This is a genomic window from Streptomyces sp. NPDC020780, assembly GCF_044334475.1.
Classification (GTDB): domain Bacteria; phylum Actinomycetota; class Actinomycetes; order Streptomycetales; family Streptomycetaceae; genus Streptomyces.
In genome coordinates this window covers 265,868-291,720 of the sequence record NZ_JBIRTB010000002.1, presented here as the reverse complement: position 1 = coordinate 291,720, position 25,853 = coordinate 265,868, and the positions used below count along the sequence as shown (strand labels likewise).

The following is a 25,853-nucleotide window of genomic DNA, read 5'->3' as shown; positions in this document are numbered from 1 at the left end:
GGCCCGGAGGCCGTCATGCTCGTAGGCGCGCCGTCCGGCGGGCCGGGCGGCCCTCCGTACGGCTGTGTCGCTCTCGTGTGAGCAGTTGTTTCTTGATGCTATTTCTTGACGCGAACGGTCTTGGTCGAGCGCGTTTCGAGTGTCATCTCGTCCGCTTCGGCCACCTTCGCTTTGAGTCGCACAGTACCGGTCGCCGCGTCGACGACGTCGACGACCTTCGAAAGGAGTTTCGCCGTATCCGCGTTTCCGGAGGCAGAGGCGAGCTGCACCGCACGGCCCAGTTTCGCGGTCGCGCCGTCCACGTCACCCGCTTTGCGCGCGTCGAGTCCCTGCTGGATGACGTGTGCCAGCTCCGCCTGTCCTGTGTAGTGCGCGACCTGGGGGTTGATCGAAGTGGACGCCGCCATGTCGTCCGTCCACACCGCTCGTACCAGGCCCTGCGAGAGGGTCTGCGGGGCCCCGCCGCCGGAGGGTGCGGGCAGGAGCAGGGAGACGCGGGCCGCCAGCATCTCCTGGCCGATCCCGGCCTCCGGAACCCGTACGCACACGTGGTAGTCCCGGGACTCGTCACCCCAGGAGCCGGTCGGATAGTCCCCCGCACGCGGCCCCGCCTCGGTGCGGCGGCCGGTCAGCTCGGCGACCGCGGGTGCCACCTGCTTGACGAAGACGATCTCCACGCCGACGGGTGTCCAGAGCCGCAGCGCCACGTCCGCGACCTCCTTGCCCATCACGTTCTCCATCATCCGCGTGAAGTCCGCGGCGAGGCCCGCCGGATCGGCCACGATGTCGGCCGTGCCGAGCAGGGCGGAGGCGATGGCTGTGACCTCTTTCACCTCCCAGTCGGTGCCGACACCGCGGGCGTCACAGGTGAAACGGCCCGCACAGGCGTCCAGCGCGGCCCGCAGGTCCTCGGGGGACTCGTGCTCGTTGCGCCCGTCGGTGAGGAGGATGCCGTGCCGGATGTCCACGTCGGCCGCCCCGAGCAGCCGGTCGGCCAGCCGCAGCCACGTACCGATCGCCGTGCCGCCCCCCGCGCCGAGGCGGCGCAGGGCCTCCTTCGCCTGCGCCTTCGTCCGAGCGTCGGCGGTCGCCAGCCGGCCGTTGCCCGGATACACGTCCTTGGCGACGTGGGTCCCCGCGACCACGGCGAACCGGGTGCCGTCCCGCAGCGTCTCGATGGCCGCCGCCGTGGCGTCCCGCGCGTTGCGCATCTTCGTCGGCGGGTAGTCCATCGAACCGGAACAGTCGACCATGAGCACGACGGCTGCGCCCGGCCCGCGGCCCGGCACCCGCGCGTCCGCCGGGACCGCCGCCGGCGGCACGCCACCGGTGGTGCCCCCGCCCGTCGAGGTCACGGTGACGATCGCGTTGACCTCCCGTCCGCCCTCCGGCAGGTAGGCGTTCTGGTACACCTCGACGGAGAACCGCGGCACGCTGGACTTGGAGAAGTTGGCCATCTGATCGGCTCCTCGAGGCTCCATGTAGGTCAGACGAAGACAGATGTGCGAACAGGGTTCAGGACGGGCAGGACGGCGGGTCGCACAGGTCGCGCCGGTCGCGCAGGGCGCGCGGGACGCACAGGGCGCACAGATCGGTCGGGTGGCTCTCGCGGTCGGGCCGCGGTCCGGTCCGGGCGGTGCCTCAGGCCGATCCTGCCCCTCGGGGCGGCACGGCGAACGGCAGGAGCGCCACTGTTACGTTGTCGTGGCCCCCGCCGTCGAGCGCGTGACCGACCAGCACCTGGGCGCCGTGCAGCGGCCGTTCGTACGCGTCGGCCGGCACGGCGGCGGCCATCTCCGCAGCGGCCTCCGCGTAGTTCCAGAGGCCGTCGGTGCAGACCACCACGAGCCCCGGCCGGTCCGGCTTGAACGACGCTGTGTGCGGCTCCAGTTCGTACGCGTCGGCCCCGAGCCAGCCCGTGATGGCGTGGGCGCGCTCGTCGGCGTACGCCTCGGCCTCGTTCATCAGGCCCGTCGCCACCATCTGCGCAGCCCAGGAGTCGTCCTCCGTGAGCCGGGCCGGCGGGTGGGCGCGGTCCTGGGGCACCCAGTAGACGCGGCTGTCGCCGACCCAGCCGACGACCAGCAGACCACTCGCCACGATCGCGCCGACCAGCGTGCAGGCCGGGGCGTTGCGGTGGCGGTGCGGATCGTGCTCCATCGCCCCGCCGGGCTCCTGGGCCAGGGAGTTGACCGCTTCGGACGCGGCGAGGATCGCGTCGTGCATCGCCTGCTGCGGGTGCGTGCCGCGCGGCAGCGAGTCCATCAGCGCCCCGTTGGCTGCGCTCGCCGCGGCGGCCGACGCCTCGTCGGGGCGGGTCGCCGACGAGACGCCGTCGCACACGACGGCGACGACGGCCGGCGACCCGTCCGGGAGCGCGGTGCTGGACACCGCGAACGCGTCCTCGTTGCGGTGGTGGCGCAGGCCCCGGTCGCTGACCGCCGCCACGGAGCCGAGCTCCTGTTCCATGTGGTCGCGCTCGCGGGGCTGGGCGTGGCCGCAGTTCTCGCAGTAGCCGTCGGGGTCCACGTGGCCGGCGCGGCAGGCCACACAGACCGTGCCGCAGGGGGCGGCCCCGGCCGCCCCGGCGGCGCGCTCCGCCGTGCGGGGATCGGGGGCGGCCAGTTCGAAGTCGCCCGAGGCTCCGGGCGCCCCGCCGGGCTCGTCGAGGCGGACCGCCGGGGGAGCGGCGGTCGGCAGCGGCCTGCCGCCCGAGTCCGTGCCGGGGAGGTCGGCCGGCCGGTGCGTAGGGGCCGGGCGGCCGGAGCTGCCTGCCTCGGCGGCGGGCGGCCACTCCAGGGCCCCGGCGCCCGGCGCGTCCGGTACGCGCGCGTCCGCGCCCGCTGCTCCCGCGCCCTGCGCGGGGACCGTGAGGGCGACCGTCGGCCGGTCGCCCGGAGGAGCGGGAACGGCCGAGAGGTCGTAACCGCAGGCGCCGCAGAACAGGTCGCCCGGCTCCAGCGGTTCCTCGCAGCTGGGGCACCCCGGCAAGGAGGCCCGCTGGTGGCTCTGTGACATCTTCACACCCAGGTCCGGGGGCGGAAACGGTTGGCCCGCTCCACCAGTTCGATCCTCTCGTCACCCCGCTGCGCGAGGCGGGCGAGCATGCGGTACGAGCGTTCGAGACCGAATCTGAGGCCCCGCTCGTCCAGCCCGCTGCCCAGCAGCGTCCCCGGTCCCGCTGCCGCGGGGGAGGCCGGAGCCGGGGACCGGTCCGTGGGACTACCGGAGAGTACCCAGTCGAGTCCCGTACCCAGCACCTCGGTCGACAACTGCTCGCGGCGCACCGCGTCCAGGCCGTACTCCCGCAGTGCCGTCACCTGCTCCGCCGCGGCGGAGAGGTCGTCGAGCAGCGGCTCGCGCGGGTCACGCTCCCGCAGCCGTGCCCGCACCGCGGCCACCCGGGCCGCCGTGTAGTGGATCGACGACTCCGGTACGGACTCCAGGGTCCGGACCGACCCGGCCCGGTCACCGGTGGCGATCTGCACCCGGGCCAGACCGAACGCGGCACTGACGAAGCTCGGGTCGGTCGCCCACACCAGGCGGTAGTACTCGGCGGCGTTGTCCAGCTGACCCAGCACCTCCGCGCAGACGCCCAGCGCGAGCTTGGGCGCGGGCTCCCCGGGGAAGGCGTCGTACACCGCGTCGAAGGACAGCGCCGCGTTCTCGTGGTCACCGGTCACCAGCGAGGTGACACCCCGGTACCACACGACGCGCCAGTCGTCGGGGTGCTGCGCCTCCACGGCCGACAGAGCCCGGACACCGGAGTCGAGTTCGTTCATCTCCAGGCGGGCGCGCAGCTCCCGCAGCCGGGTCTCCAGCGAGGCGGCCGGCACCGAGTGCAGCGCGGCGATCAGCTCGGCGGGCGCCGACGCCATCAGCCCTGCGAGGAAGCCCGCGTTCGGGTCGGTGGCGTCGACCCGCGGCACCGGAAGGGCGAGCGCGGTCCCGCGCGCGTCGAAGGCCGCGAGCCGTGGAGCGCCGGGTGCGTACGCGGCCGGCGGCGGCGGGGGAGCGGGGACGGCCGCACGAGGGGCCGGGACCGCCCGTACCGCTGGCCCGTGCGCGACCGCGCCGCCGCCCCGCGTGCTGCCGGTGCCGCCCCGCACATGGGTGTCCGGCGCGTGGACGAGCCCGGCGCCCGCGGTGGCGTGGGGGCCCGGCCCGCCCGGGCCGCCCACCGGCAGGGCGGCGGCCACCGGGGCCGCCACCGCGCCCTGCGGAACGGGGACCGGCGCGTGGGCCACCGCCGTGTTGCGGCGCCGGCCGAACCGCCCCGCGCCGCCGGGCGGAACCGCCCGGCGGGCACCGAGCCGCGAGGCGTCGGCCGCGGGCTCGGCGAACAACTCGGTGTCCGTCACCCGCAGTTCCGTACCGAACAAGGTCGAGAGCGCCGGGCGCGGGCGCCCCGTCCGCAGGGCCACCACCTCCCGCAGGACGCCCGTCAGCTGCTCGGCCATCTCGGCGGCCGAGGCGAACCGCCGTGCCGGATCGGGGTCGGTGGCCCGCACCAGCAGCCGGTAGAACGACTCGTACCTGCGGAAGACCTCGATGCCGTCCGGGTCGGGCAGTGAGTCCACGAAGACGTTCGTGTACCCCTGGAAGTCGAAGGTCAGGACGGCGAGCGTGCGGGCGACCGTGTACAGGTCGGAGGCGACGGACGGGCCGGTCTCGGCCACCTCCGGAGCCTGGTAGCCGACGGTGCCGTAGATGGCCGACTCCTGGTCGTCCATCCTGCGCACCGCGCCCATGTCGATGAGCTTGAGCTGGTCCTCGGTCTGGATCGCGTTGTCGACCTTGAAGTCGCAGTACAGGAGATTGCGGCTGTGCAGGTGACCGAGCGCCTCCAGCGCCTCGATCCCGTACGCGCACGCCTGATCGACCGGCAGCGGGTCCCGCTTCCCGGCAGGTGTCCGGCGGGCGTTGGCGATCTCCTTGAGCGCCTTGCCGCCGACGTACTCCATCACGATGTAGCCGTCGAGCGAACCGGTGCGCTGGTCCAGGTGCTCCACGAAGTTGTAGATCCGGACGATGTTGGAGTGCTCGATCTCCGCGAGGAAGCGCCGCTCGGAGATGGCCGCCGCCATGGCGTCCTGGTCCCCGGTGTCCAGCAGGCCCTTCAGGACGACCCAGCGGTCGGAGACCGCGCGGTCCACGGCGAGATAGACCCAGCCGAGCCCGCCGTGCGCCAGGCAGCCCGCCACCTCGTACTGCCCGTGCACGACGTCACCGCCACGCAGCTTGGGCACGAAGGAGTACGGGTGCCCGCACTTGGTGCAGAACCCCTCGGTGCGGCCCGCCCGCTCGCCACGCGACCGGCCCACCGGGGCGCCGCAGTCGGAGCGCGAGCAGAACCGCTTGCGCTCCGGGACCTCCGGGTTCTCCATCACCGCCGTCCGCGGATCCGGCCGGGGCACGTCCGGCACCTGTACCAGTCCGGCGCCCAGCCTGCCCCGCCGCGAGGACGCGCTCGTCGAACTGCCCGAGGAGCGCACCGACACCGACCGGGACGCGGACTCCCCGGACAGGGAGCGGGAGAGCCGCCCGGAGACCGAACGCCGGGAGGTGGACGAGCGCGACGAGGACCGGGAGGACGGCCGTGAACCGGTGCGCTGCGAGGTGCTGCCGCTTCCCCGGCCGACCGCCCCGCCGCCACCCGCGATGCCGGTGGGAAGCGAACCCACCGTGCCGTCCCCCGGCCGGGCGACGACCGGCGCCAGGCCGCAGGTGTCGCAGTACAGCTCGCCGCCGCCCATGTCCTCGTAACGGCCCTCGCACCCCGGGCGCTGGCACTGCGTGTTCACGATGTCTCCCCCTGTCCGCCGTGACCGTCCGGACGGAGCGGCGTCAGCAGCTCGGCGGCGGCCCGCTGGTAGCGCAGCACCGCCTGTTCGGCGACGCGCAGATCGCACGGCGCGCTCCACAGCATCCGGCGGGCGGCGTCGTACCGTTCGATGAGGACCGGATCCTCCGCCATGCCGTGCCGCGCCACCTTCGCCTTGTACGCGTCGAGCCGGCCGCGCAGCTCCGCGCGGACGGCGAGTGGCGCCGTCACGGACGTCAGCGACTCCCGGGCGCGCAGCAGTTCGTCCTCGGCCTCCCGCTCCAGCGAGTCCAGCAGCGGAGAGAGCCGGCTCCACCGGGCGTGCCTGCGGTACTCCGACGCCGCGGCCAGCCGCTCCTGCAGTGCGGTCGGCGGCCCGCTGACCGCCGGCACCTCCGAGGCGGCGATCTTCGCCAGCACCTCGCCGCGCGCCGACCGCGCCTCGGCCAGCGTGCGGTCCGCGCGGGAGAGGACGTCCCGCAGCCTGACCAGGCGCTGTTCGGCGTCCTGCCGGACCGCGAGCACCGCCTCGATCTCCCGGCGCACGTCCTCCAGGGCCCGGGCCGCCCGGTCGTACCGCGCGGTGTCCGGGCGCCCGCCGCCGGGCGCGGCGCTGCCGGGGCCCGGCAGCCAGAAGGCCAGCGGATCGGAGATCACCCGCACGCGCAGCGTGGTCAGCTCCTCGGTGATCGCCTCCAGGTCGTCACCGGCCGGATGCTCGCCGGGCCGCACACCGACGGAGTGCGCCAGCGAGCGCGTGCGGCGCAGCTCGGCGGCGAGCAGGTCGATCCGCGCGGGCAGGGCCGACCATACGGAGTCCGCGGCGACGACCATGTCCAGCGAGCGCGCGTACAGGTCGTTCATCCGGGTGACCAGCTCCTCCAGCGTGAACCGCTCGGAGAGCCTGGCCGGACCGGTGAGCGTGGGCCCCGGGTGGACGGCGCCCGCGTTCGCGACGGTCACACTGTCGCCCCGCAGCACGTCGGTCAGGGCGGCCAGGTCCTCCTTGCCGGGGTAGCGGCGTGCGGCTCTGATCTCCCGGGCTCTCCTGAGCGCGTCCGCGTAGGCGTCGAAGTACCCCCACAGCAGGGTGATCGCCTGCTCGGTGGCGGCCCAGCGCTCCTGGGTGACGCCGGTCAGTTCGGCGCCCTCCAGGAGCCGGCGGCCGGCGTGGTCCTGCAGGGCGAGGAGGGAGGTCTCGATGGCCTCGTGCTCCGCGCCGAGCCGGGCCAGCGCACGGTCCGCCTCGTCCCGGTCCATGACCGGGACGGGGGGCCTCCCCGCGAAGCTGGGGAAGGATCCCGCGACGCCCATCGATCACCTCTCCGCTCGTCCGCCGGGCCGGGGGCCCGGACGGGGTCAGTTGTTCCGGTACGCGGGCGCGGGGGGCGCCGTGATCCCGGGCAGTCCCTCCGCCAGCCAGGCGCGGTACGACCGCATCCAGGGGCTGTCGGCCCCTCCGCTGCGGTAGCCCTCCAGCACGCGGTTGATCCGGGCCACCAGGTCGTCCGCGCCGAGCTTCGCGGCCACGCCGTAGTACTCGGTGGTGAACGGCTTGTCGCCCTTGAGCTCCACCGCCGGGTCCTGCGCGGCCTGGCCGGCCGCCAGGGCGTTGTCCGTGACGACCGCGTCGACCTCACCCAGCTGCAGCCGCACCAGGCAGTCCAGCTGGTTGGGGACGGTCAGCTGGTCCCGGTCCTGCGCGGTGCCGTCGTGCTCGTCCCGGAACACCGCGCCGTACGACTGCCTCTCCATGGCCTCGTAGGCCGTGGAGCCCTCCGCCGTACATACCCGCTTGCCCTTCAGCGACGCGTCGTACCCGGTGATGTCCGATTCCTTGGGGGCCAGGACCTGCTGACCCGCCTGGAAGTAGGCGGTGGAGAAGGAAACCTGTTCGAGACGCTTGCAGTTGATCGTCATCGTGCGGACGACGACGTCGACCCTGTCGTGCTCGAGCGCGGCGATGCGCTGACTGGTCGGGATGGCACGGAAGATCACCGCGTCGGGGTCGCCGAGGATGTCCTTCGCGATCGCCCGTACGAGATCGATGTCGAAGCCCTCGAGCCTGCCCGTCCCCGGATCACGGTAGCCCCACCGGTAACTGTTCTGGTCGACCCCCGCGATCAGCTTCCCGCGCTTGCGGATCTCCGCGATGTCCGGCCCGTCGGCGGACGACGGCGGCAGGCTCGCCTCCGGGTCCGTGCACGCGTCCGCCTGCACGGCCAGCGCGGACGTCGCACCCCGGCCCACGGTGTCCCCGCCGGGTGAGCCGGCGCCGTGCGTCAGCGGCAGCAGGGTCACCGCGGCCGTGACGGCACAGGCCACGGCCATGCCCGTCACACCGCCCCAGCCCCGCAGCCTGACGCGTCGCGCCCGGTTCCTCGCCCTGGTCATCGCTCCTCCTCTCACCGGTACTCCGAGAGTCTGCGGTTGACCCCGGCGATCGCGGCCACCGCACCGAGCACGGCGAGCAGGGCGGCACCGGCCGGCAGTCCGCCCAGCGCCCCTTCCCCGCTCCCGGCCGCCGCGGAGAACTCGCGCTGCTCGTGGTCGAGGGCCTCGCGCAGCGCGTCGTCCACCTTCCGGAAGGACTCACCCGTGGAGTCCTCCGGGCCGATGACCTGCTTCAGGGCGCCGTCGTAGTCGCCCCGGTCGTCCGTCGCCCGGGCCTTCCGGTGGCGCTCCTGCCACTGGGCCACACCGCTGACGGCGTCCGCCACCGGTCTGCTCCCCCGGGCGTCGTCGGCGAGCTTCCCGGCGCTCGCGAGCTGCTCGCCGAGGGACCGCATGCCCGTGCCGTAGTCGGTCTCGTACTGGTCCCGCGTGCCGTCCGCGGTGAGTACGGCGCCGCGGGCGACCAGGGTGAGGTTCTCGTTGGCGCGCGCCTTCAGCGAACTGATCCGCGCCTTGTTGAGGACGTCGAGCGACTCCTGCCCGTGGACCATGGCGTCCCGCAGCTCGGCCCGCGCCACCGTGTGGCCCACCGCCAGCCACAGCAGCACCACCGTCGCCGCGGCGGTGGCCGCGAGCAGTCCCTGGCTGAACACCCGGTTCGTCGCGCGGTAGTGGCGCCGCTGCGCCCACACCAGCACCGCCAGCGCCACGACCCCCACCGCGAGCGAGACGAACGGCCACTGCCGGGCGTCGTCCGAGTCGGCGTCCAGCCGGCCCGTCTCCGCCGCGTACAACCGCTCGGCGGCCGGGAGGAGTTCACCGGCCATCTTCTGGTTGGCGTACCGGAGGTAGGCGCCGCCGAGCGGCAGCCCCTGCCGGTTGTTCGCCCGGGCCCGCTCGACCAGTCCCGTGTACACGGGCAGCAGTTCGTTGAGCGTGGCGATCTCCTTCGCCGAGGAGGTCGAGGCGCCCGTGCTCGCCGCCGCCCGGACCAGGAGCCGGGCGGCCTCCGTGATGTCCCGCTCGTACTGCTCGTGGACGTCCTTGGGCTCCTGGGCCCCCGCCAGGAAGCCGCTCGCCGCCATCGTGTCCGCGTCGGCCAGCGAGCGGTAGATGCTCGCGGCGTCCGCGCTCAGCGGCTGGCTGCGGCTCACCACGTCGTGGGCGGCCGAGGCCCGTCCGTCGATCTCCAGCGCGGTGACCGCCCCGAACCCCAGGACCAGCAGGGCCAGTACGGCGCCGATGATCCGCAGCCGGCCCGGCTCGGTCGTCGCCGCGGCACGCAGCTGGTCGGCACCGGCCCGCACGCCGCGCCGCTGGGCGGGGACGCCCGGAGGGGCGGGCGCGCCCGCCCGTCGCGGCTCCCCGTTCGGCGGGTGTGTCACTCGACCTCCCCCTCGGTCACTGACGTCGGTCCTGCCCCCCGGCCGGCCGGGGTACTGGTATCCGGCCAGAAGTATGGCGGCGCGGACCGGTATGCACCAGGACGGTCCGATCCCGGCATCGGCCCCCGGCGTGTGTCCGGCGTATCCGGTATTCGATCAGTACGGACGCGGCCGATCAAGGCGTTCGGCCGGGAAGGACCCCCGAACCCCCCGGAACGGATCGATCTCCCCCTCATGAACACGTCCGGGACACCTGATCGGTTCCCGGACGGAAGGGGCGTTCCGCGGCGACGGGCCGCGGAACGCCCCCGCAGGTCTCACGCGTAGTGCGCGCGCAGCCTGGTGTGGGCCCCGGGGGCCGCCCCCGTGCGGTCCAGGCCCAGCAGCGCGGCGCCCAGCACCGGGGGCTGGGCCACCACGCGGATCGCTGCCTTGGGGGCACGCTCCGACAGCAACCGGGCGATCCGCTCGTCCAGCCGGCCGTGCCGGGCAGCCAGGACACTGCCGCCGAGTACCACGGGTACGTCCTCGCCCAGCAGTCCGAGGCGGCCCAGCGCGACGGACGCCAGCGCGACCACCTCGTCCGCCAGCCGGTCCACCAGGGCGCTCGCCACCGCGTCACCGGCCGCGCCCGTCGCGAACAGCACCGGGGTCAGCTCGTGCCGGCGCTCGTAGGTGATCCGCCCGCGGTGCAGCGCCTCGATCAGTTCGTACATGGAGCCCAGCCCGAAGTGCCCGGGGAGGGTGCGGGCCAGCTCCGTCGGCTCACCGCGCCCGTCCTCGGCCCGGGCCGCGTACCACAGGGCCTCCTCCGCGAGCCCCGAACCGCCGCCCCAGTCCCCGGATATCCGGCCGATCGCCGGGAAGCGGGCGGTGCGGCCGTCCGGGACCATCCCGACGCAGTTGATGCCGGCGCCGCAGACGACGGCCACGCCACGCGGCTCGTCCACTCCGGCGCGCAGGACGGCGAAGGTGTCGTTGCGGACCTCCACCGTCCGGCCCCAGCCCCGCCGCCGCAACGCGTCGGTCAGCTCCTCCTCCTCGACGGGGAGGTCGGCGTTGGCCAGGCACGCCGAGACGTGCCCGATGCCGTCGACGGGCTCCGCGCACCGGGCGAGTGCCTCCTCCAGTACGCCGGCCAGTACGTCGACGGCCGTCTCGACGCCGACGGCCGGCGGCTGGAAACCGCCTCCGCGGGCCTCGGCGAGCACCGAGCCGTCCTCCCCGATCACGGCCACGTCGGTCTTGCTGTTGCCCGCGTCGACGGCGACGACCGAAGCGTTCACGCCCACGCGAAGTGCTCCCGGTTGTGGGCGATCAGACGGTCGGTGAGCGTCTCCGCGTACGCGTACTGTCCGACGAGCGGGTGCGCGAGGAGTGCCGTGAACACCCGGTCCCGCCCGCCGCGCAGCGCGGCCTCCAGCGCCAGGTCCTCGTACGCCGTCACATGCGCGATGAGCCCCGCGTACATCGGGTCCAGCGCGGGCACCGGCAGCGGCGTGGCCCCCGTGCCGTCGACCCGTGCCTGCACCTCGATCACGGCGTCGTCCGCGAGGAAGGGCAGTGTGCCGTTGTTGTACGTGTTGACCACCTGCACAGCGGAGCCGCCCCCGCCGAGCAGCGAGGCCGCCAGGTCCACGGCCGCCTCCGAGTAGAACGCCCCACCGCGCCGGGCGAGCAGCTCCGGCTTCTCGTCCAGCGCGGGATCGCCGTACAGGGCGAGGAGTTCCTTCTCCATCGCGGCGACCTGCGACGCCCGGGACGGCGAGGTGCCCTGTTCCCTGACGACCTCGTCGTGCGCGTAGAAGTACCGCAGGTAGTAGGAGGGGACGACGCCGAGCCGGTCCAGGATCTGCCGGGGCATGCGCAGGTCGCCGGCGAGGGTGTCGCCGTGCTCGGCCAGCAGCCGCGGCAGGACGTCCTCGCCGTCCGGTCCGCCGAGCCGCACGCCGAGCTCCCACGACAGGTGGTTGAGCCCCACGTGGTCCAGGTGGACCTCGCCGGGCGCGACGTCGAGCAGCCGGGCGAACTTCCGCTGGAAGCCGATCGCCACGTTGCACAGGCCGACGGCCTTGTGCCCGGCCCGCAGGAGTGCCCGCGTGACGATGCCGACCGGGTTGGTGAAGTCGATGATCCACGCGTCGGGGTTGGCGCGGCGCACCCGCTCGGCGATGTCGAGGACGACCGGGACGGTGCGCATCGCCTTGGCGAGCCCGCCGGCCCCGGTGGTCTCCTGGCCGACGCAGCCGCACTCGAGCGGCCAGGTCTCGTCCTGGTCGCGGGCCGCCTGCCCGCCGACGCGCAGCTGGAGCAGGACCGCGTCGGCGCCCTCCACCCCCGCGTCCAGGTCGGCGGTCGTGGTGATCCGCCCGGGGTGGCCCTGCTTGGCGAAGATCCGCCGCGCGAGGCCGCCCACGAGGGCGAGGCGGTCGGCGGCCGGGTCGACGAGCACGAGCTCCTCGACCGGCAGCGTGTCCCGCAACCGGGCGAACCCGTCGATCAGTTCAGGTGTGTAGGTGGATCCGCCACCCACTACTGCGAGCTTCATGTCAGCCCTTCACTCCGGTCAGTGTGACGCCCTCGACGAACGCCTTCTGGGCGAAGAAGAAGACGGCGATCACGGGGGCCATGACCAGGATGGTCGCGGCCATGGTCAGATTCCAGTCGGTGTGGTGCGCGCCCTTGAAGGACTCCAGGCCGTAACTGAGCGTCCAGGCGGCCGGGTTCTCGGAGGCGTAGATCTGTGGCCCGAAGTAGTCGTTCCAGGCGGCGAAGAACTGGAACAGGGCGATCGCCGCGATGCCGGGTCTGGCCATCGGCAGGACGACCCTGGTCAGCGTGCGGAACTCACCGCAGCCGTCCACCTTCGCGGCGTCGAGGTACTCGTTCGGGATGGTCAGGAGGAACTGCCGCAGCAGGAAGATGGAGAACGCGTCGCCGAAGGCCGTCGGGATGATCAGCGGCCACAGCGTGCCCGACAGATCCAGCTGCTTCGCCCAGAACAGGTACATCGGGATGATGACCACCTGGGGTGGCAGCATCATCATCGAGATGACCAGCATGAGCGACAACTTGCGGCCGCGGAAGCGGAACTTCGCCAGCGCGTACGCCACCGGCACGCTGGACACGACGGTCAGGACGGTGCCCAGCCCGGCGTAGAGCAGGGTGTTGCGCCACCAGGTCAGGAAGCCCGGGGTGTCCCACACGCGCCGGTAGTTCTCCCACTCCCAGGTGTCCGGGGTGAGGTCGCGGGTCAGCGCCTGCTGGTCGCTCATCAGCGAGGTCAGGAGGACGAAGACGAACGGCAGGACGAAGAAGAGGGCGGCCGCGACGCCCAGCGCGTGCACGGCGATCCAGTGCAGCAGCGCCGTGCGCCGGGCGGTCCGCTCGGCCGGTGTCGGGGCGCCGGGGGCGGGCAGTACGGGCGCGGTCGGTGCGAGGAGTCGGGTCATGGGTCAGTCACCGGCGATCAGGTTGTTGCGGCCCCGCATCAGCAGCGCGGTGAAGGCCATGGCCAGGGCGAACAGGACCAGGGCGACGACACAGGCGGAGCCGTAGTCGAAGCGCTGGAAGCCGAGGTTGTAGACGAGCTGGGGGAGCGTCAGTGTCGACTTGTCGGGATAGCCGGGTTCGAACTGCTGCCCGGAGCCGCCGATCACCCCGGAGGCGACCTTCCCCGCCACCAACGGCTGGGTGTAGTACTGCATCGCCTGGATCACCCCCGTGACCACGGCGAACAGCACGATCGGCGAGATGTTCGGCAGCGTGACGAAGCGGAACCGCTGCCAGGCCGACGTACCGTCCAGCTCCGCCGCCTCGTACTGCTCCTTCGGTACGTCGAGGAGCGCGGCCATGAAGATCACCATCAGGTCGCCGATGCCCCACACGGCGAGCATCGTGAGGGCGGGCTTCGACCAGGAGGCGTCGTTGAACCAGCCCGGCGTCGGCAGCCCCAGGTCCCCGAGGACCGAGTTGACCGGCCCCGTCCCCGGGTTGAGCAGGAAGACGAAGGCGAGCGTGGCGGCCACCGGCGGGGCCAGGTAGGGCAGGTAGAAGAAGGTCCGGAAGAGACCCGTACCCGTCCTGATCCTGGTGATCAGCATGCCGACGCCGAGGCCGAAGACGACCCGGCAGGTGACCATGACGAGAACCAGCCACAGCGTGTTGCGCAGCGAGGGCCAGAACATCGGGTAGTCCTGGAAGACGTACGACCAGTTCGCCAGGCCGTTGAACGACGGCACCCCGAAGCCGTCGTAGTCCATGAACGAGAAGTACACGGTCGAGACCAGGGGGTACGCGAAGAAGACCGTGAACCCGATCAGCCACGGCGCCATGAAGGCCGCCGTCCGCAGCGCCGAGCCGCGGCGCTTGGAGCGCAGCGTGTGCGTCGTCATCGGGCTACTTCGCCTTGGCCAGGTCGGTGTCGATCTGGGCCGCGGTCTTCTCCAGGCCCGCCTTCAGGTCCTTCACCGCGCCCTTCTCGTACTGGAAGCCGAAGTCCTGGATCGTCTGCTGGTACGTCGCGCCGTTGACGGCTCCGTCCGGGGTGCTGGACTTCGGGTGCCGCGCGATGTCGAGGAACGTCCTGAAACGCGGGTCGAACTTCAGGTCCGGGGACTTCAGCGCCGCGAAGGTCGAGGGGACGTTGCGGATGCCGTTCGCGAAGCCGACCACGGCCTGCGTGTCGCTCGTCATGAACTTGACCAGCTCCCAGGCGGCGTTCTGCTTCCTGCTCGCCGGGGCGATCCCCATGATCGTGCCGGACAGGAAGCCCTTGCCGTAGCTGTCGGCCTCGTCGTCGGCGACGGGCATCGGTGCCACACCGATCTCGAAGGGCACCTTCGCGTCCTCCGCCATGCCCAGCCGCCACTCGCCGTCCAGCTGCATCGCGACCTGGCCGGTGTGGAAGGGGTGCTTGGCCCCCCACTCGTCCCCGAAGGTCCCGCGGTACTTCTCCAGCCTGGCGTAGCCGCCCAGGTCCTCGACCAGCTTCTTCTGGTACGTGAACATCTCGGCGAAGGCCGGGTCCTTCGCGATGTTCGACCTGCCGTCCGCGTCGAAGTAGGTGTGGTCCCACGAGGACAGGTAGTGGTCGGCGACGGTCTCGTAGCCGTGGAAGGTCGGCATGAAGCCGAGCTGCCGGTAGCCGTCGCCCTCGGTGATCGTCAGCTTCTTCGCGACCGCGGCCAGTTCCGACATCGTCCTCGGCGGCGCGGTGATGCCGGCCTTCTCGAACGCGTCCTTGTTGTAGTAGAGGCCGTAGGCGTCGGCGAGCAGGGGCAGTGCGCAGCGCTTGCCGTCGAACTGGGTGTAGTCGAGCAGCACCTTGGGGAAGGTCTTCTCCAGGTCCAGCTTCGACTTCTCGATGAAGGGCCGCAGATCGGCGAACGCTCCGGAGGAGCAGAACTTGCCGACGTTGGAGGTCGTGAAGGACGACACCACGTCGGGGCCCTTCGAACCGCCCGCGCGCAGGGCCTGGTTGAGCTTGTCGTCGTTGATGTTGCCCACGACGTCGACCGTGATGTTGGGATGGGTCTTCTCGAACCGGTCGATGGTGTCCTGGACGGCCTTCACCTCGGAGGGCGCGCTCCAGCCGTGCCAGAAGGTGATCGTCGTCCTCGCGTTCGGATCGTCGTCGGCACCGGATTCGGCCTGGCCCGTACAGGCGGTGGCGAGCACGGATATCGCGGCGACGGCGACGGCGGCGGTGGTCAGCGTGCGGCTTCTGCGCATGGCAAAGCTCCAAGGGGCGGGAGGGAAGAGGAAGGCGGGAGGGGCCGGGGTTCAGCGCGACGTGTCGAAGACTTCGTCTCGGGTGTCCGCGAGGGCCCGTTCCAGGGCTCCCCGCAGGACCGGGTGCCGGTCGATCGCGCCGAGCGCGAGACGGGGCCGGGACGCGGCGAGTTCGGCGAGCTCGGACTGGATCAGCGACCGCAGCAGTTCGCCGCCCGAGGAGACCAGCCCGCCCGAGAGGACGATCAGGCCGGGGTCGAGCACGGCGGTGAGGGAGGCGAGGCCGGTGGCGAGCCGCTGGGCGTACTGCCGGAGGAGCTCGGTGAGCGCCGGGTCCCGCTCGTACGCGCCGGCCGCCCGCGCCAGCAGGGCGGCGGCGACGTCCGCGTAGGGCTGGTGCGGGGTCTCGATGCCGAGCGAGGTGGCCAGCCGCGGTACCGCCTGCGCGCCGGCCAGCTCCTGGAAACCACCGGCGTTGGCCTTCACGACCTGGCGTACCAGAGGCGTGCCGGGCACCGGCAGGAAGCCGACCTCGCCCGCGCCTCCGGTGAAGCCGCGGTGCAGCCTGCCGTTGATGACCAGGGCGGCGCCCAGGCCCTCCTCGTTCCAGAGCAGCACGAAGTCGTCGTGCCCCCGGGCCACGCCGAGCCGCTGCTCGGCGACGGCGACCAGGTTCACGTCGTTCTCGTACTCGACCGGCATCGGCAGGGCCGCGGCCAGCTCGTCCAGCAGGGTGGGGGAGTGCCAGCCGGGCAGGTGCGAGGCGTACCGCAGCCGTCCGGTGCCCGGGTCGAAGGCGCCCGGGGTCCCGATGACGACCCGGTGGACATCGTCGCGGGCGAGGCCGGCCGCCTTGACCGCCCCGTCCAGGGCGTCCGTCACCTGCCGTACCACACCGTGGGCGCGCCGCCCCGAGGCGGGCAGCGTGAACTCACCCACCGTCCCCCCGGTCACGTCGGCGACAGCGGCCACGATCCGGTGCGCGGTCACGTCCAGCCCCGCCACGTGCGCGGCCTGCGGGTTGACCGCGTACAGCTGGGCGTTGGGGCCCGGCCGTCCCTCGCTCGTGCCGGTGGCGAGGACCAGGCCCGCTGCTTCCAGCCGGGCGAGGAGCTGGGAGGCGGTGGGCTTGGACAGCCCCGTCAGCTTCCCGATCCTCGTACGGGTGAGGGGGCCGTGTTCCAGCAGCAGGTCGAGCGCGGCCCGGTCGTTCATGGCGCGCAGGACGCGCGGCGTGCCCGGTGTGGTGCCGGCCATGCGTGACGCCCCCTCCCTCTTTGTTAGGAAACTTTCCTGTTCGGTGAGAGGAAGGTAGGACCCGCGTCACCCGATCGTCAATGGGGGGCGGCCACGGGGCTGCCGAAGCGTTACCCGCGGGCGGATGCCGGAATCCGCCCGGCGCGCCTCCCGGGGGGCGCCGACCGGTCCGCGGCACACGGAAAGGGGCGCCCCACGGTCTCGCCGGGCGCCCGTTCGACAGGTTCTACTTCGTCATGCTGGGCGGCGGTATCGGGGTCGCCGCCAGCGACTGCGGCGACGTCGTCGAGGCGTACGCCGAGGGGGCCGCCATCGCGGCGGTCGGGTCCGGCAGCGCGCCACCGTCCGCTTCGAGGGGCAGGGTGCCGACCATCCGGATGCCCGCGGCGTCGAGCGCCTGCTTGATCCGCCAGCGCAGTTCCCGCTCCACGCCCAGCGACTTGCCCGGCATCGTCTTCGCCGTCACCCGCACGGTCATGGAGTCGAGCAGGACGGCGTCGAGACCCAGGACCTCCACCGGGCCCCACAGCCGTTCCGACCAGGGCTCCTGCGCGGTCATGGTCTCCGCCGCCCGGGCGATCGCCTTGCGGACGAGTTCCAGGTCCTCCACGGGGCGGACGGTGACGTCGACACCGGCCGTGGACCAGCCCTGGCTGAGGTTGCCGATCCGCTTCACCTCGCCGTTGCGGACGTACCAGATCTCGCCGTTGTCACCGCGCAGCTTGGTGACCCGCAGGCCGACCTCGATGACCTCTCCCGAGGCCACCCCCGCGTCGATCTGGTCGCCGACGCCGTACTGGTCCTCAAGGATCATGAAGACGCCGGAGAGGAAGTCGGTGACGAGGTTGCGCGCGCCGAAGCCCAGGGCCACCCCGGCGACCCCGGCCGAGGCCAGCAGCGGGGCCAGGTTGATCTGGAACGCCCCCAGGATCATCAGTGCCGCCGTGCCGAGGATCAGGAACGACGTCACCGAACGCAGGACGGAGCCGATGGCCTCCGACCGCTGGCGGCGGCGCTCCGCGTTGACCAGGAGACCGCCGAGTGCGGTGCCCTCCACGGCTTGGGCGCTGCGGTTCATCCGCTCGATGAGATTGGTCAGCGCACGCCGGATCGCGTAGCGCAGCACGATCGCGATGGCCGCGATGAGCACGATGCGCAGACCGGTGTTCAGCCAGGTGGACCAGTTCTCCTCCACCCAGCCCGCGGCGTTCCCGGCCCGTTCGGCCGCTTCGTCCAGGGAGCCGACCGGCTCCGGTGACGGGGCCGCGGCCAGGAGGGCGGACAGGGACACGGCAGGGACCTCCAGATGGGCGACAGCAGACCAACCACACTAACGAAGCCGGGGGAGTGATCCGTGGCCCCTGACGGCGGAGAGACGCGTCTCACCGGGGCGTTCCCCGCGGATGTGGCCGATCGCACAGTGCCGGCGTACGCGGTGGTGACGTGCCTGTTCCGGTGTGCGGCGGGGGCGCGCCCGGGCGGGTGATGAGACGAATCCCTCCGGCCCGTTACGCGTACGTGGTGGCGCTCGGACCAGGCATGAGGCGAAACTGAGAGCGGATCGTCCCGGCGCGAGCCACGCGTCGCCGGCGTACAAGGAGGCATCCACCGTGCCGCACGTCCTGGTTCTCAACGCGTCGTACGAGCCGCTCGGCGTCGTACCGCTCCGCCGCGCGCTCGTCCTCGTCCTCGAGAACAAGGCCATCTGCCTCGAGGAGTCCGGCGCCTTCATGCACAGTGCCACCCGCGCCGTGCCGGCGCCCAGCGTCGTCCGCCTCAAGCGGTTCGTGCGGGTCCCCTACCGGGGGCCCGTTCCTCTCACCCGCCGGGCGCTCTTCGCCCGGGACGGCGGGCGCTGCGTGTACTGCGGCGCCGCCGCCACCAGCGTCGACCACGTCATCCCGCGCAGCCGCGGCGGGCAGCACGCCTGGGACAACGTGGTGGCGGCCTGCCGCCGCTGCAACCACGTCAAGGCCGACCGCCATCTGCCCGAGCTCGGCTGGCGGCTGCGCCACCAGCCCGCCCCGCCCAGCGGCCTCGCCTGGCGGATCATCGGGACCGGACACCGCGATCCGCGCTGGCTGCCCTACCTGCAGCCGTTCGGCGCGGACGACGTGATGGCCCGGATCGACGGCGTCTCAGCCTGAGAGACCGGGCCCTCGCCGTCCGGGGCCCGTCTCTCAGCGGGCGACGGCGTAGGCCTCCACGGAACGGAGCGAGTAGCCGTACCGGGTGGCCCGGCCGTCGCCCCGCACTCTGAGGAAGCGGGTGTCCCGCGCGTCCATCCGGACGGACTCGGTGCCGCCCCGGCCCTCACGGACGGTCGCCGCCGTACGCCAGGTCCGGCCGTCCGAGGAGACCTGGACCCGGTAGCGGGAGGCGTAGGCGTCCTCCCAGCGCAGCACGACCCGGCCCAGCCGGACGGGGCGGGGCAGTCGTGCCTGCCACCAGGCGTCGTCCTGGACGGGTGAGGACCAGCGGGTCTCCGGGTCCCCGTCCGTGGCCGCGGAGGCGGGGAAGTCCGGGGTCTCGTCACCGGACGAGGACGCCGTGGCCGTACGCAGCAGATCGGGGCCCGCCGTCCGCGGGAAGGCCCGCACGGTCAGCGTGCTCTCCTCGCCACCGAAGCTCAGCGGCACCTCGTACTCACCCGCCGGGGTGCCGGCCGGCACGGTGATGTCCACGGGCACGTCGGTGCGGGAGCCACGCGGCACCGTCGTGCGCCCCGGCACCTTCACCTCGATGCCCTCGGGCGCCTTCGCGGTGAGCGTGCCCTCCACCGCGGCGGGGCGCCCGCCGGCCAGCCGTGCCTCCACCCGCTGCGGGCCGCCGCCGATCACGGCGTCCGTCTCACCGCGTACGAGGTCGAGCCGGGCCGCCGGCTCGTCCCCGAACCACGGGACGAGGGCCCGCACCGCCGTGAGGGGTGCGCGGGGGCCGGCCGGGGCCGCGCCCGGGGGCTGGGGATCCGTGAGGGCGGGGCGGGCGGAGGGCACGGTGACGCGCAGGGCGTCCGCCCGAAGCCCCTTCGCCGGGGTCTGCGTCCAGCCCGCCGCCGCGAGGGGGCCGAGTCCGCGCCAGCCCTGGCCCGGCACGTGGACCTCCAGCACCGCGCCCGCCGTCCGGCGGCCGGGTTCAGCCAGGGTGGTGACGGCCTCGACGGGGCGGGTACGGCCGAGGCGGACCGTGTAGCTGTTCGCGTCCCGGTGCACCGTGCCCGCCTCACGGTCGGTGCCGTTCCAGCCGTCGGCCGCCGTGCGGGCCCGGTTCAGGAACGGCCCGAGCACGCCCTCGCCGACCGTCGCCCCGCTCGCCTCGATCTCCTCGCGCAGCGGTTCCAGCTCCAGCTGGGCCTTCCAGGCGGCCGGCCCGTCACCGCGCGCCTGGGCCTGCAGCAGGTCGACGGCGAGTTCGCCGGCCAGTCCGTAGCGGGCCAGCTGCTCGGTCCACGGCCGTACCTCCTCGTCCAGCCGGCCGTCCGCGGGTGTCCTCAGCCGCTGCGGTGCCGTGCGCATCACGCCGAACGCGGTCCGCAGCTCCCGCGCCGCAGCCTCCCGGGCAGCCGGTTCCGCCGTGCGGGACGCCCAGAACGCGGCGAGCAGCGGCTTCAGGTACGCGGACTCCTCGCCGCCCAGCACCGAGGCGGCACTGTTGCCCGCCAGGGCCCGCAGCGCGGCCCGGGTGGCCGGGTCGCCGCCCGCCAGCTCGTCCGTCGCCGCCCGCCAGGAGTCCTGCGGCCGGTAGCCCGTCGGGTTCCAGGCGAAGTCGGCGGCCGTGAACAGGGGAATCCGGGAGGCCGCGGGCTGTTCCATGGCGTTGGCGAGCAGGGCCGCCGAACCGCCGGCCACCGCCGGTTCCCGGCCGGTGTAGGGGCCGAGGAAGATCCGGTCCTGCGCGTAGTCGTTGACCGGGTAGTTGTCCATGGTGACCAGGGGGTGCCGGAAGGCGGCCCGCGCACCGGCCAGCTCCCGCCCGGTGATGGTCCTCGGCACGACACCGACCCCGGTCCAGGCCACCTGCACCCGGTCGTCCAGATCGGTGGCGAGCGCCGTGCGGTAGTCGGTCGCGCCGTCCTGGTAGAACTCCGTCGGCAGGACGGACAGGGGTTCCGCGTCCGGGTGGCGGTCCGCCAGGTGGCGGGCGACCGCGCTCGCGACGCGTGCCTGGGCCCTGGCCGCGGCCTCCGGTCCGCTGCCGAAGGCCTCCGCGTCCTCGTCGCAGTGCCATTCGCTGTAGCTGACGTCCTGGAACTGCAACTGGAAGAACCGGAAACCCAGCGCCCACATGGCGTCGATCTTCCCCTCCAGCGCCTTCACGTCCGCGTCCGAGGCCATGCACATCGCCTGCCCGGGAGAGACGGCCCAGCCCGGCGTCACGTGCTGGGCGCGCGCCCTCTCCGCCAGGGCGCGGAAGCCGTCGCGCTGTCCGGCGGGGTACGGCTCGCGCCAGCGGGCCTGCCGGTAGGGGTCGTCGCCCGCCGCGTAGAGGTAGCGGTTCTGCTTCGTACGCCCCATGAAACCGATCTGGGCGAGCCGCTCCTCCTCGGTCCACGGCTGCCCGTAGAAGCCCTCGGTCATCCCGCGCCGGGCGGTCACCGGCCAGTCCCGGACGAGTGCTCCGGCGACGGTGCCGTCCGTGACGAGCCCGCGCAGGGTTTGGACGCCGTGGAAGAGCCCGTCCTCCCCGACGCCGTCCAGGGCGACGGTGGGCCGGCCGGCGACGTCGCCGACGGCGAGGCGGTAGCCGCCGGACGGGAGACCGGCCCGGCCGGGGGCGCGCAGGGCCCGCAGCGCCCGGTCGGCGCCCGCGCCGTGGAGCCGGAGCACCGGTCCACGGCCGGGCCGGGCGTCGTGCACCGTGCGGACGCCCGCCTCGCGCAGGAGCGCGCGCAGTTCGTCGAGCGCGTAGGGATCGGCGCCCGCACCGGCGAGGAGAGTGACCTCGCTACCCAGCTCCACCGGGCGGCCGGTCGCCTCGATGCTCTGCGGGCGGGGCCGGACGTCGGGCAGCCGTGCCGCGGCGGAGCGGTCCGCGGCGGCCGTCGCGGGGGCGGCGGGCTCCGCGGCCGCCGCCGGGGCGAACGGGCCGAGCAGTCCGCCGATGACGGCGACGGCGAGGGCCGCCGTACGCCTCCTTCGCCCGAACCGCACGCCCACCCTCCCTCGCCGTGGTCCTCTCGTCCCAAGCGGCCCCGGTGCGCGCGGGGGCCGCGGGCGGGTGCGCGCCAAGAGCCCCCGGACGAGGGGACGGTGCGCGCCTCGCTCCGCCGATGGCATCCGACCCCACCACCCGCGCGTAAGGGTGTCAACATGCGTGACCGTTGTGGCGGATTTTCCCCGATACGTCACAGGATGTGAGGGGTGATCCTCAGGGGGACTCGCCGACTGGCTGAAAAACGCCCATAGTGGGCGTACGGGGGAACGGAATGTGACCTACGGCACGTTGGGATCGTTGTCGTAACGCATATGTCACGTCCACGCCTGCCCCCGCGCCAGATGGGTAGGCCTGCTGTGTCCTGTTGTCCACGGCCAGGAGGCCACCGTGTCCGCTTCCGCACACCTTCTGCTCTCCGTCCTCTCCAAACAGGTCCCGAGCCCCACGGGCCCCGCCGCGCCCGGGGATGACCCGCTCCCCTCCGCGGCCGCACCGTGGCTGATCAGCGAGCTCCCGCTCGCCGAGGTGCCCCACCAGGCGGGTGAAGCCGCCTTCGCCGACGCCGCCCCGCTGACCAGCGAGCCCCCGCTCGCCGACGCCACCCCGCTCACGAGCGAGCCCCCGCTCGCCGCCGTCGCCCCACTCACCAGCGAGCCGACAGCACCCGGCACCGCAGGGGGCATGGAGTCCCCAGGAGTCTGAATGGGCTTGTCCCGGCTCGCCGCACTGCACGGCGTCGCCACCTCCTTCCGCCCGTCCCCGGATGTCACGGTCTCCGTACCCGACGACACGGTCACCGCCGTGCTCGCCGCCCTGGGCGTCGACGCCGCCACCCCGGTGGCCGTACGGAGATCCCTCGCCGCGGCGGAGTCCGCGGCGGCCTCCCGGCTGCTCCCACCCACGGTGGTGGTCTGGTCGGGTGAGCCGCTGCCACCGGCTCTGGCCGCCCTGCCGCCCGGCGCGGTCCTGACGGTCGACCCGGAGCAGGGGAGCACCTGCACGCCGCCGCAGCTGCGGATGCGGGTTCCCGGACCCGACCTGGCGCCCTCCGCCGGGAGGACGCCCGCCGCGCCCGTCTGGTGGACCGAGCCGCCCCTGGGGGTCCACCGGCTGACCGCCCGTACGCCCGACCACCGCTACGCCACCGCCACACTCGTCGTCGCACCGGACCGCGTACCCCGGCCCCCCGCCCGCACGCACGGATTCCTCGTCCAGCTGTACTCGCTGCTCTCCGCCCGCTCCTGGGGCATGGGCGACCTCGGTGACCTGGCCGACCTCGCCGCCTGGTCGGGGCGGACCCTGGGTGCCGGCTTCGTCCAGGTCAACCCGCTGCACGCCGCCGTACCCGGCAGGCCCACCGACCCCTCCCCGTACCGGCCCTCGTCCCGGCGCTTCCCCGACCCCGTCCACCTGCACATCGAGTCGATCCCCGAGTACGGGCACGTCGGCGACCCGGGCCGGGCGGTTCTGGACGACCTGCGCCAGGACGCCGCGGCGTTACGCGAGGCCGTGCTGAACAAGGGGGCCCTGATCGACCGGGACGCCGTCCGGGAACTGAAGACGCAGGCCCTCGAGCTGATCCACCAGGTCCCCCTGACCCCCGGCCGCCGCGCCGCCTACTGCGACTTCCTCGCCGAGCAGGGACAGGCCCTGGAGGACCACGCGCTGTGGTGCGCCCTGGCCGAGGTGCACGGCCCCCGGTGGCGCGACTGGCCGGCCGCACTGCGCGACCCGTGCTCCCCGGAAAGCAGGCGCGCCCGCGCCGAACTCCTGGACCGGGTCGACTTCCACTGCCGGCTGGCCTGGCTGACGGACACCCAGCTCGCCGCCGCCCAGAGCGCCGCCCGGGACTCCGGGATGGCCGTCGGCATCGTCCACGACCTCGCCGTCGGCGTCCACCCCGACGGCGCCGACACCTGGGCGCAGCAGGACGCCTTCGCGCGGGGCATGTCCGTCGGCGCGCCCCCGGACGCCTTCAACGCGCACGGCCAGGACTGGGGACTGCCCCCCTGGCGCCCCGACGTGCTGGCCGCCTCCGGCTACGCCCCCTACCGCGGCCTGCTGCGCGGCCTCCTCGCCCACGCCGGCGCCCTGCGCATCGACCACGTCATGGGCCTCTTCCGGCTCTGGTGGGTCCCCGAGGGCCGCCCGCCCACGGAAGGCACCTACGTCGCCCAGGACGCCGAGGCCATGCTCGCCGTCCTCGTCCTGGAGGCGCACCGCGCCGGCGCCGTCGTCATAGGGGAGGACCTCGGCACGGTCGAGCCGGGAGTACGCGAGACGCTGGCCCGGCGCGGGGTGCTCGGCACCTCCGTGCTCTGGTTCGAGCGCGACTGGGACGGCACCGGGCGGCCGCTCGCCCCGGAGAAGTGGCGCCGGGACTGCGTGGCCACGGCGACCACCCACGACCTGCCGTCCACCGCCGCCCGGCTGACGGGCGACCACGTGACGCTCCGCCACCGCCTCGGGCTGCTCACCCGCCCCCTGGAACAGGAACTGGCCGAGGACGCCGCCGACACCGCCGAGTGGCTGTCCTGCCTGGCCCGGCTGCGGATGCTGCCGGAGGGCGGGGGTGACGAGGAGGCAGCCGTCCGGGCCGTCCATCGCTTCCTGCTGCGCACCCCGGCCCGGATGACCGGGGTATGGCTCCCGGACACCGTGGGCGACCGCCGCCCGCAGAACCTCCCGGGCACCTGGGACCAGTACCCCAACTGGCGCCTGCCCATCGCCGACGCGCAGGGCCACCCCGTCACCCTGGAGCAGATCGCCGCGTCGCCCAGGCTGCACCGGCTGATGGACGTCCTCAGGCCCCGGGAGTCCCGTACGGCACCCCCGGACGCGCGGCCCTCCTAGGCGTTCGCTACGTTTGCACCGTGGACAAGAAGAACGCTATGCGCGCCGGCGCCGTCGCGGCCGGTACGACGCTGATGATGCTGCTCATGTCGTCCCCCGCGCTCGCGCTGACCCGTGACGCCGGTGACGACCCGGGCCAGGGCCTGAGCGTGCTGGAGACGCTCGGCCTGTACGTCGCGGCGCCCATCGTCCTGTTCCTGGTCATCGCGGGCCTCGTCATGGTCCTCGACAGGTCGCAGAAGCGGGTCTAGGCCCTCGGGGCCGATCCGTGCGCCGCCGGTACCCCGTACCGCGCGGCGCGCCCGCATGTCCGGGCGCGGGTGGGTTCCGGCCATGACCGAGTGGGACGTCAAGAAGCTCCGCGTCCTGCGCACCCTGCGCGACCGGGGCACGGTGACCGCCACGGCCGAGGCTCTTTCGATGACCCCGTCGGCCGTCTCCCAGCAGCTCACGAACCTGGCGAAGCAGCTCGGCGTGCCGCTCCTGGAGGCCACGGGCCGCAGGGTACGGCTCACCGACGCGGCGCACCTCGTGCTGCGCCACGCGGAGGCGGTCTTCGCGCAGCTGGAGCGGGCCGACGCCGAGCTGACCGGATATCTGCGGGGCGAGGCCGGGCAGGTGCGGGTCGGTGCCTTCTCCACGGCCGTCCCGGCTCTCGTCGTGCCGGCGGTGCGGCTGCTGCGGGCGGAGGACCGGCCGGGCCCCGGCGTGCGCGTACGGGAGGCGGAGGCCGCCCAGGCGTACGAACTGCTCTCGGCCGGGGACGTGGACCTCGCGCTCTCCCTGGCGGCCCACGCCCCGACGGCGCGCGACCCCCGCTTCACCCTGACGCCCCTGCTCGCCGACCCGCTGGACGTGGCCCTGCCCGCGGACCATCCCCTCGCCCGGGAACCTGGCCTGCGCCTCGCCGACCTGGCCCGTGAGCCCTGGATCTTCGGCGGCTCGGGGCCGTGGTCGCAGATCACGACGGCCGCGTGCGAGGCGGCCGGCTTCGTGCCCGAGCAGGCCCACAGCGCTTCCGGCTGGACCGCCATCCTCGCCATGGTCGAGGCGGGCATGGGTGTGGCGCTGATCCCCCGGATGGCGTCAGCCCCCGAACGGCGGCGGCCGGGCGTCGCCATGCGGGTCCTGGAGGCCGACCGGCCGCGGCGCCATGTCGTGGCCGCGGTGCGCCAGGGAGCCGAGCGGAATCCCGCGGTGGCCCGGGTGCTGGGGGCCCTGCGGGAGACGGCGGACCGCATGGGCTGACCGTT

General features: G+C 73.6%; 19 protein-coding genes. 5 read left to right on the top strand and 14 right to left on the bottom strand.

The window, feature by feature from the left end; genetic code table 11:
• Positions 1–98 precede the first annotated feature (98 nt).
• The 13 genes from ACH4VO_RS04665 to ACH4VO_RS04605 all read right to left on the bottom strand — a co-directional run bounded on the left by ACH4VO_RS04665 (position 99) and on the right by ACH4VO_RS04605 (position 17,884).
• Positions 99–1,457, bottom strand: coding sequence for a VWA domain-containing protein (locus ACH4VO_RS04665; protein ID WP_360987856.1), 1,359 nt, complete (start codon positions 1,455–1,457; stop codon positions 99–101).
• A 184-nt stretch (positions 1,458–1,641) separates the two neighbouring features.
• Complete coding sequence (locus ACH4VO_RS04660) at positions 1,642–3,018, bottom strand: protein phosphatase 2C domain-containing protein (protein ID WP_360987858.1); 1,377 nt, start codon at positions 3,016–3,018, stop codon at positions 1,642–1,644.
• A gap of 2 nt (positions 3,019–3,020) precedes the next feature.
• Entirely contained in the window at positions 3,021–5,804 is a 2,784-nt protein-coding gene (locus ACH4VO_RS04655) for a tetratricopeptide repeat protein (protein WP_360987860.1), read from the bottom strand.
• A complete protein-coding gene (locus ACH4VO_RS04650; RefSeq protein ID WP_360987862.1) occupies positions 5,801–7,138 on the bottom strand; it encodes a hypothetical protein in 1,338 nt (445 codons plus the stop codon). The genes ACH4VO_RS04655 and ACH4VO_RS04650 overlap by 4 nt, the downstream gene beginning before the upstream one ends.
• Before the next feature lie 45 nt (positions 7,139–7,183).
• Positions 7,184–8,218 carry a glutamate ABC transporter substrate-binding protein gene (locus ACH4VO_RS04645; RefSeq protein ID WP_360987864.1) on the bottom strand — a complete coding sequence of 345 codons (1,035 nt, stop codon included), beginning with the start codon at positions 8,216–8,218 and terminating at the stop codon, positions 7,184–7,186.
• 11 nt (positions 8,219–8,229) lie between these two features.
• Positions 8,230–9,603, bottom strand: coding sequence for a hypothetical protein (locus ACH4VO_RS04640; protein WP_398440864.1), 1,374 nt, complete (start codon positions 9,601–9,603; stop codon positions 8,230–8,232).
• 317 nt (positions 9,604–9,920) lie between these two features.
• On the bottom strand, positions 9,921–10,895 hold the full coding sequence (locus ACH4VO_RS04635) for a BadF/BadG/BcrA/BcrD ATPase family protein (RefSeq protein ID WP_360987866.1): 975 nt from the start codon (positions 10,893–10,895) through the stop codon (positions 9,921–9,923).
• Positions 10,886–12,151, bottom strand: a complete 1,266-nt coding sequence (locus ACH4VO_RS04630; protein WP_360987868.1) for a 6-phospho-beta-glucosidase — start codon at positions 12,149–12,151, stop codon at positions 10,886–10,888. The genes ACH4VO_RS04635 and ACH4VO_RS04630 overlap by 10 nt, the downstream gene beginning before the upstream one ends.
• Position 12,152: 1 nt before the next feature.
• Entirely contained in the window at positions 12,153–13,055 is a 903-nt protein-coding gene (locus ACH4VO_RS04625) for a carbohydrate ABC transporter permease (RefSeq protein ID WP_360987870.1), read from the bottom strand.
• Between the two features lie 3 nt (positions 13,056–13,058).
• Positions 13,059–13,997: a sugar ABC transporter permease gene (locus ACH4VO_RS04620; RefSeq protein ID WP_360987872.1), complete on the bottom strand. Its 939-nt coding sequence runs from the start codon at positions 13,995–13,997 to the stop codon at positions 13,059–13,061.
• Between the two features lie 4 nt (positions 13,998–14,001).
• Positions 14,002–15,336 carry an ABC transporter substrate-binding protein gene (locus ACH4VO_RS04615; protein ID WP_360987874.1) on the bottom strand — a complete coding sequence of 445 codons (1,335 nt, stop codon included), beginning with the start codon at positions 15,334–15,336 and terminating at the stop codon, positions 14,002–14,004.
• Between the two features lie 51 nt (positions 15,337–15,387).
• The gene (locus ACH4VO_RS04610; protein WP_360987876.1) at positions 15,388–16,593 is read right to left on the bottom strand and encodes an ROK family transcriptional regulator; all 1,206 of its coding nucleotides are present in this window, start codon (positions 16,591–16,593) and stop codon (positions 15,388–15,390) included.
• Positions 16,594–16,819: 226 nt separating this feature from the next.
• Positions 16,820–17,884: a mechanosensitive ion channel family protein gene (locus ACH4VO_RS04605; protein ID WP_360987878.1), complete on the bottom strand. Its 1,065-nt coding sequence runs from the start codon at positions 17,882–17,884 to the stop codon at positions 16,820–16,822.
• A 319-nt stretch (positions 17,885–18,203) separates the two neighbouring features.
• Here ACH4VO_RS04605 and ACH4VO_RS04600 point away from each other — a divergent pair, with 319 nt between their 5' ends.
• Positions 18,204–18,740: an HNH endonuclease gene (locus ACH4VO_RS04600; RefSeq protein WP_069172816.1), complete on the top strand. Its 537-nt coding sequence runs from the start codon at positions 18,204–18,206 to the stop codon at positions 18,738–18,740.
• Between the two features lie 33 nt (positions 18,741–18,773).
• Here ACH4VO_RS04600 and ACH4VO_RS04595 read toward each other — a convergent pair whose 3' ends face one another.
• The gene (locus tag ACH4VO_RS04595; protein ID WP_360987881.1) at positions 18,774–21,743 is read right to left on the bottom strand and encodes a beta-N-acetylglucosaminidase domain-containing protein; all 2,970 of its coding nucleotides are present in this window, start codon (positions 21,741–21,743) and stop codon (positions 18,774–18,776) included.
• Positions 21,744–22,134: 391 nt separating this feature from the next.
• On the opposite strand from ACH4VO_RS04595, the gene ACH4VO_RS04590 reads away from it, so the two are divergent.
• The 4 genes from ACH4VO_RS04590 (at position 22,135) to ACH4VO_RS04575 (ending at position 25,848) form a co-directional block, all read left to right on the top strand.
• Positions 22,135–22,449: a hypothetical protein gene (locus ACH4VO_RS04590; protein ID WP_360987883.1), complete on the top strand. Its 315-nt coding sequence runs from the start codon at positions 22,135–22,137 to the stop codon at positions 22,447–22,449.
• Positions 22,450–24,600, top strand: a complete 2,151-nt coding sequence (gene malQ / locus ACH4VO_RS04585; protein ID WP_360987885.1) for a 4-alpha-glucanotransferase — start codon at positions 22,450–22,452, stop codon at positions 24,598–24,600.
• Between the two features lie 20 nt (positions 24,601–24,620).
• Entirely contained in the window at positions 24,621–24,851 is a 231-nt protein-coding gene (locus ACH4VO_RS04580; protein WP_360987887.1) for a hypothetical protein, read from the top strand.
• An 82-nt stretch (positions 24,852–24,933) separates the two neighbouring features.
• The gene (locus tag ACH4VO_RS04575; RefSeq protein ID WP_360987889.1) at positions 24,934–25,848 is read left to right on the top strand and encodes a LysR family transcriptional regulator; all 915 of its coding nucleotides are present in this window, start codon (positions 24,934–24,936) and stop codon (positions 25,846–25,848) included.
• The last annotated feature ends 5 nt before the right edge of the window (positions 25,849–25,853 follow it).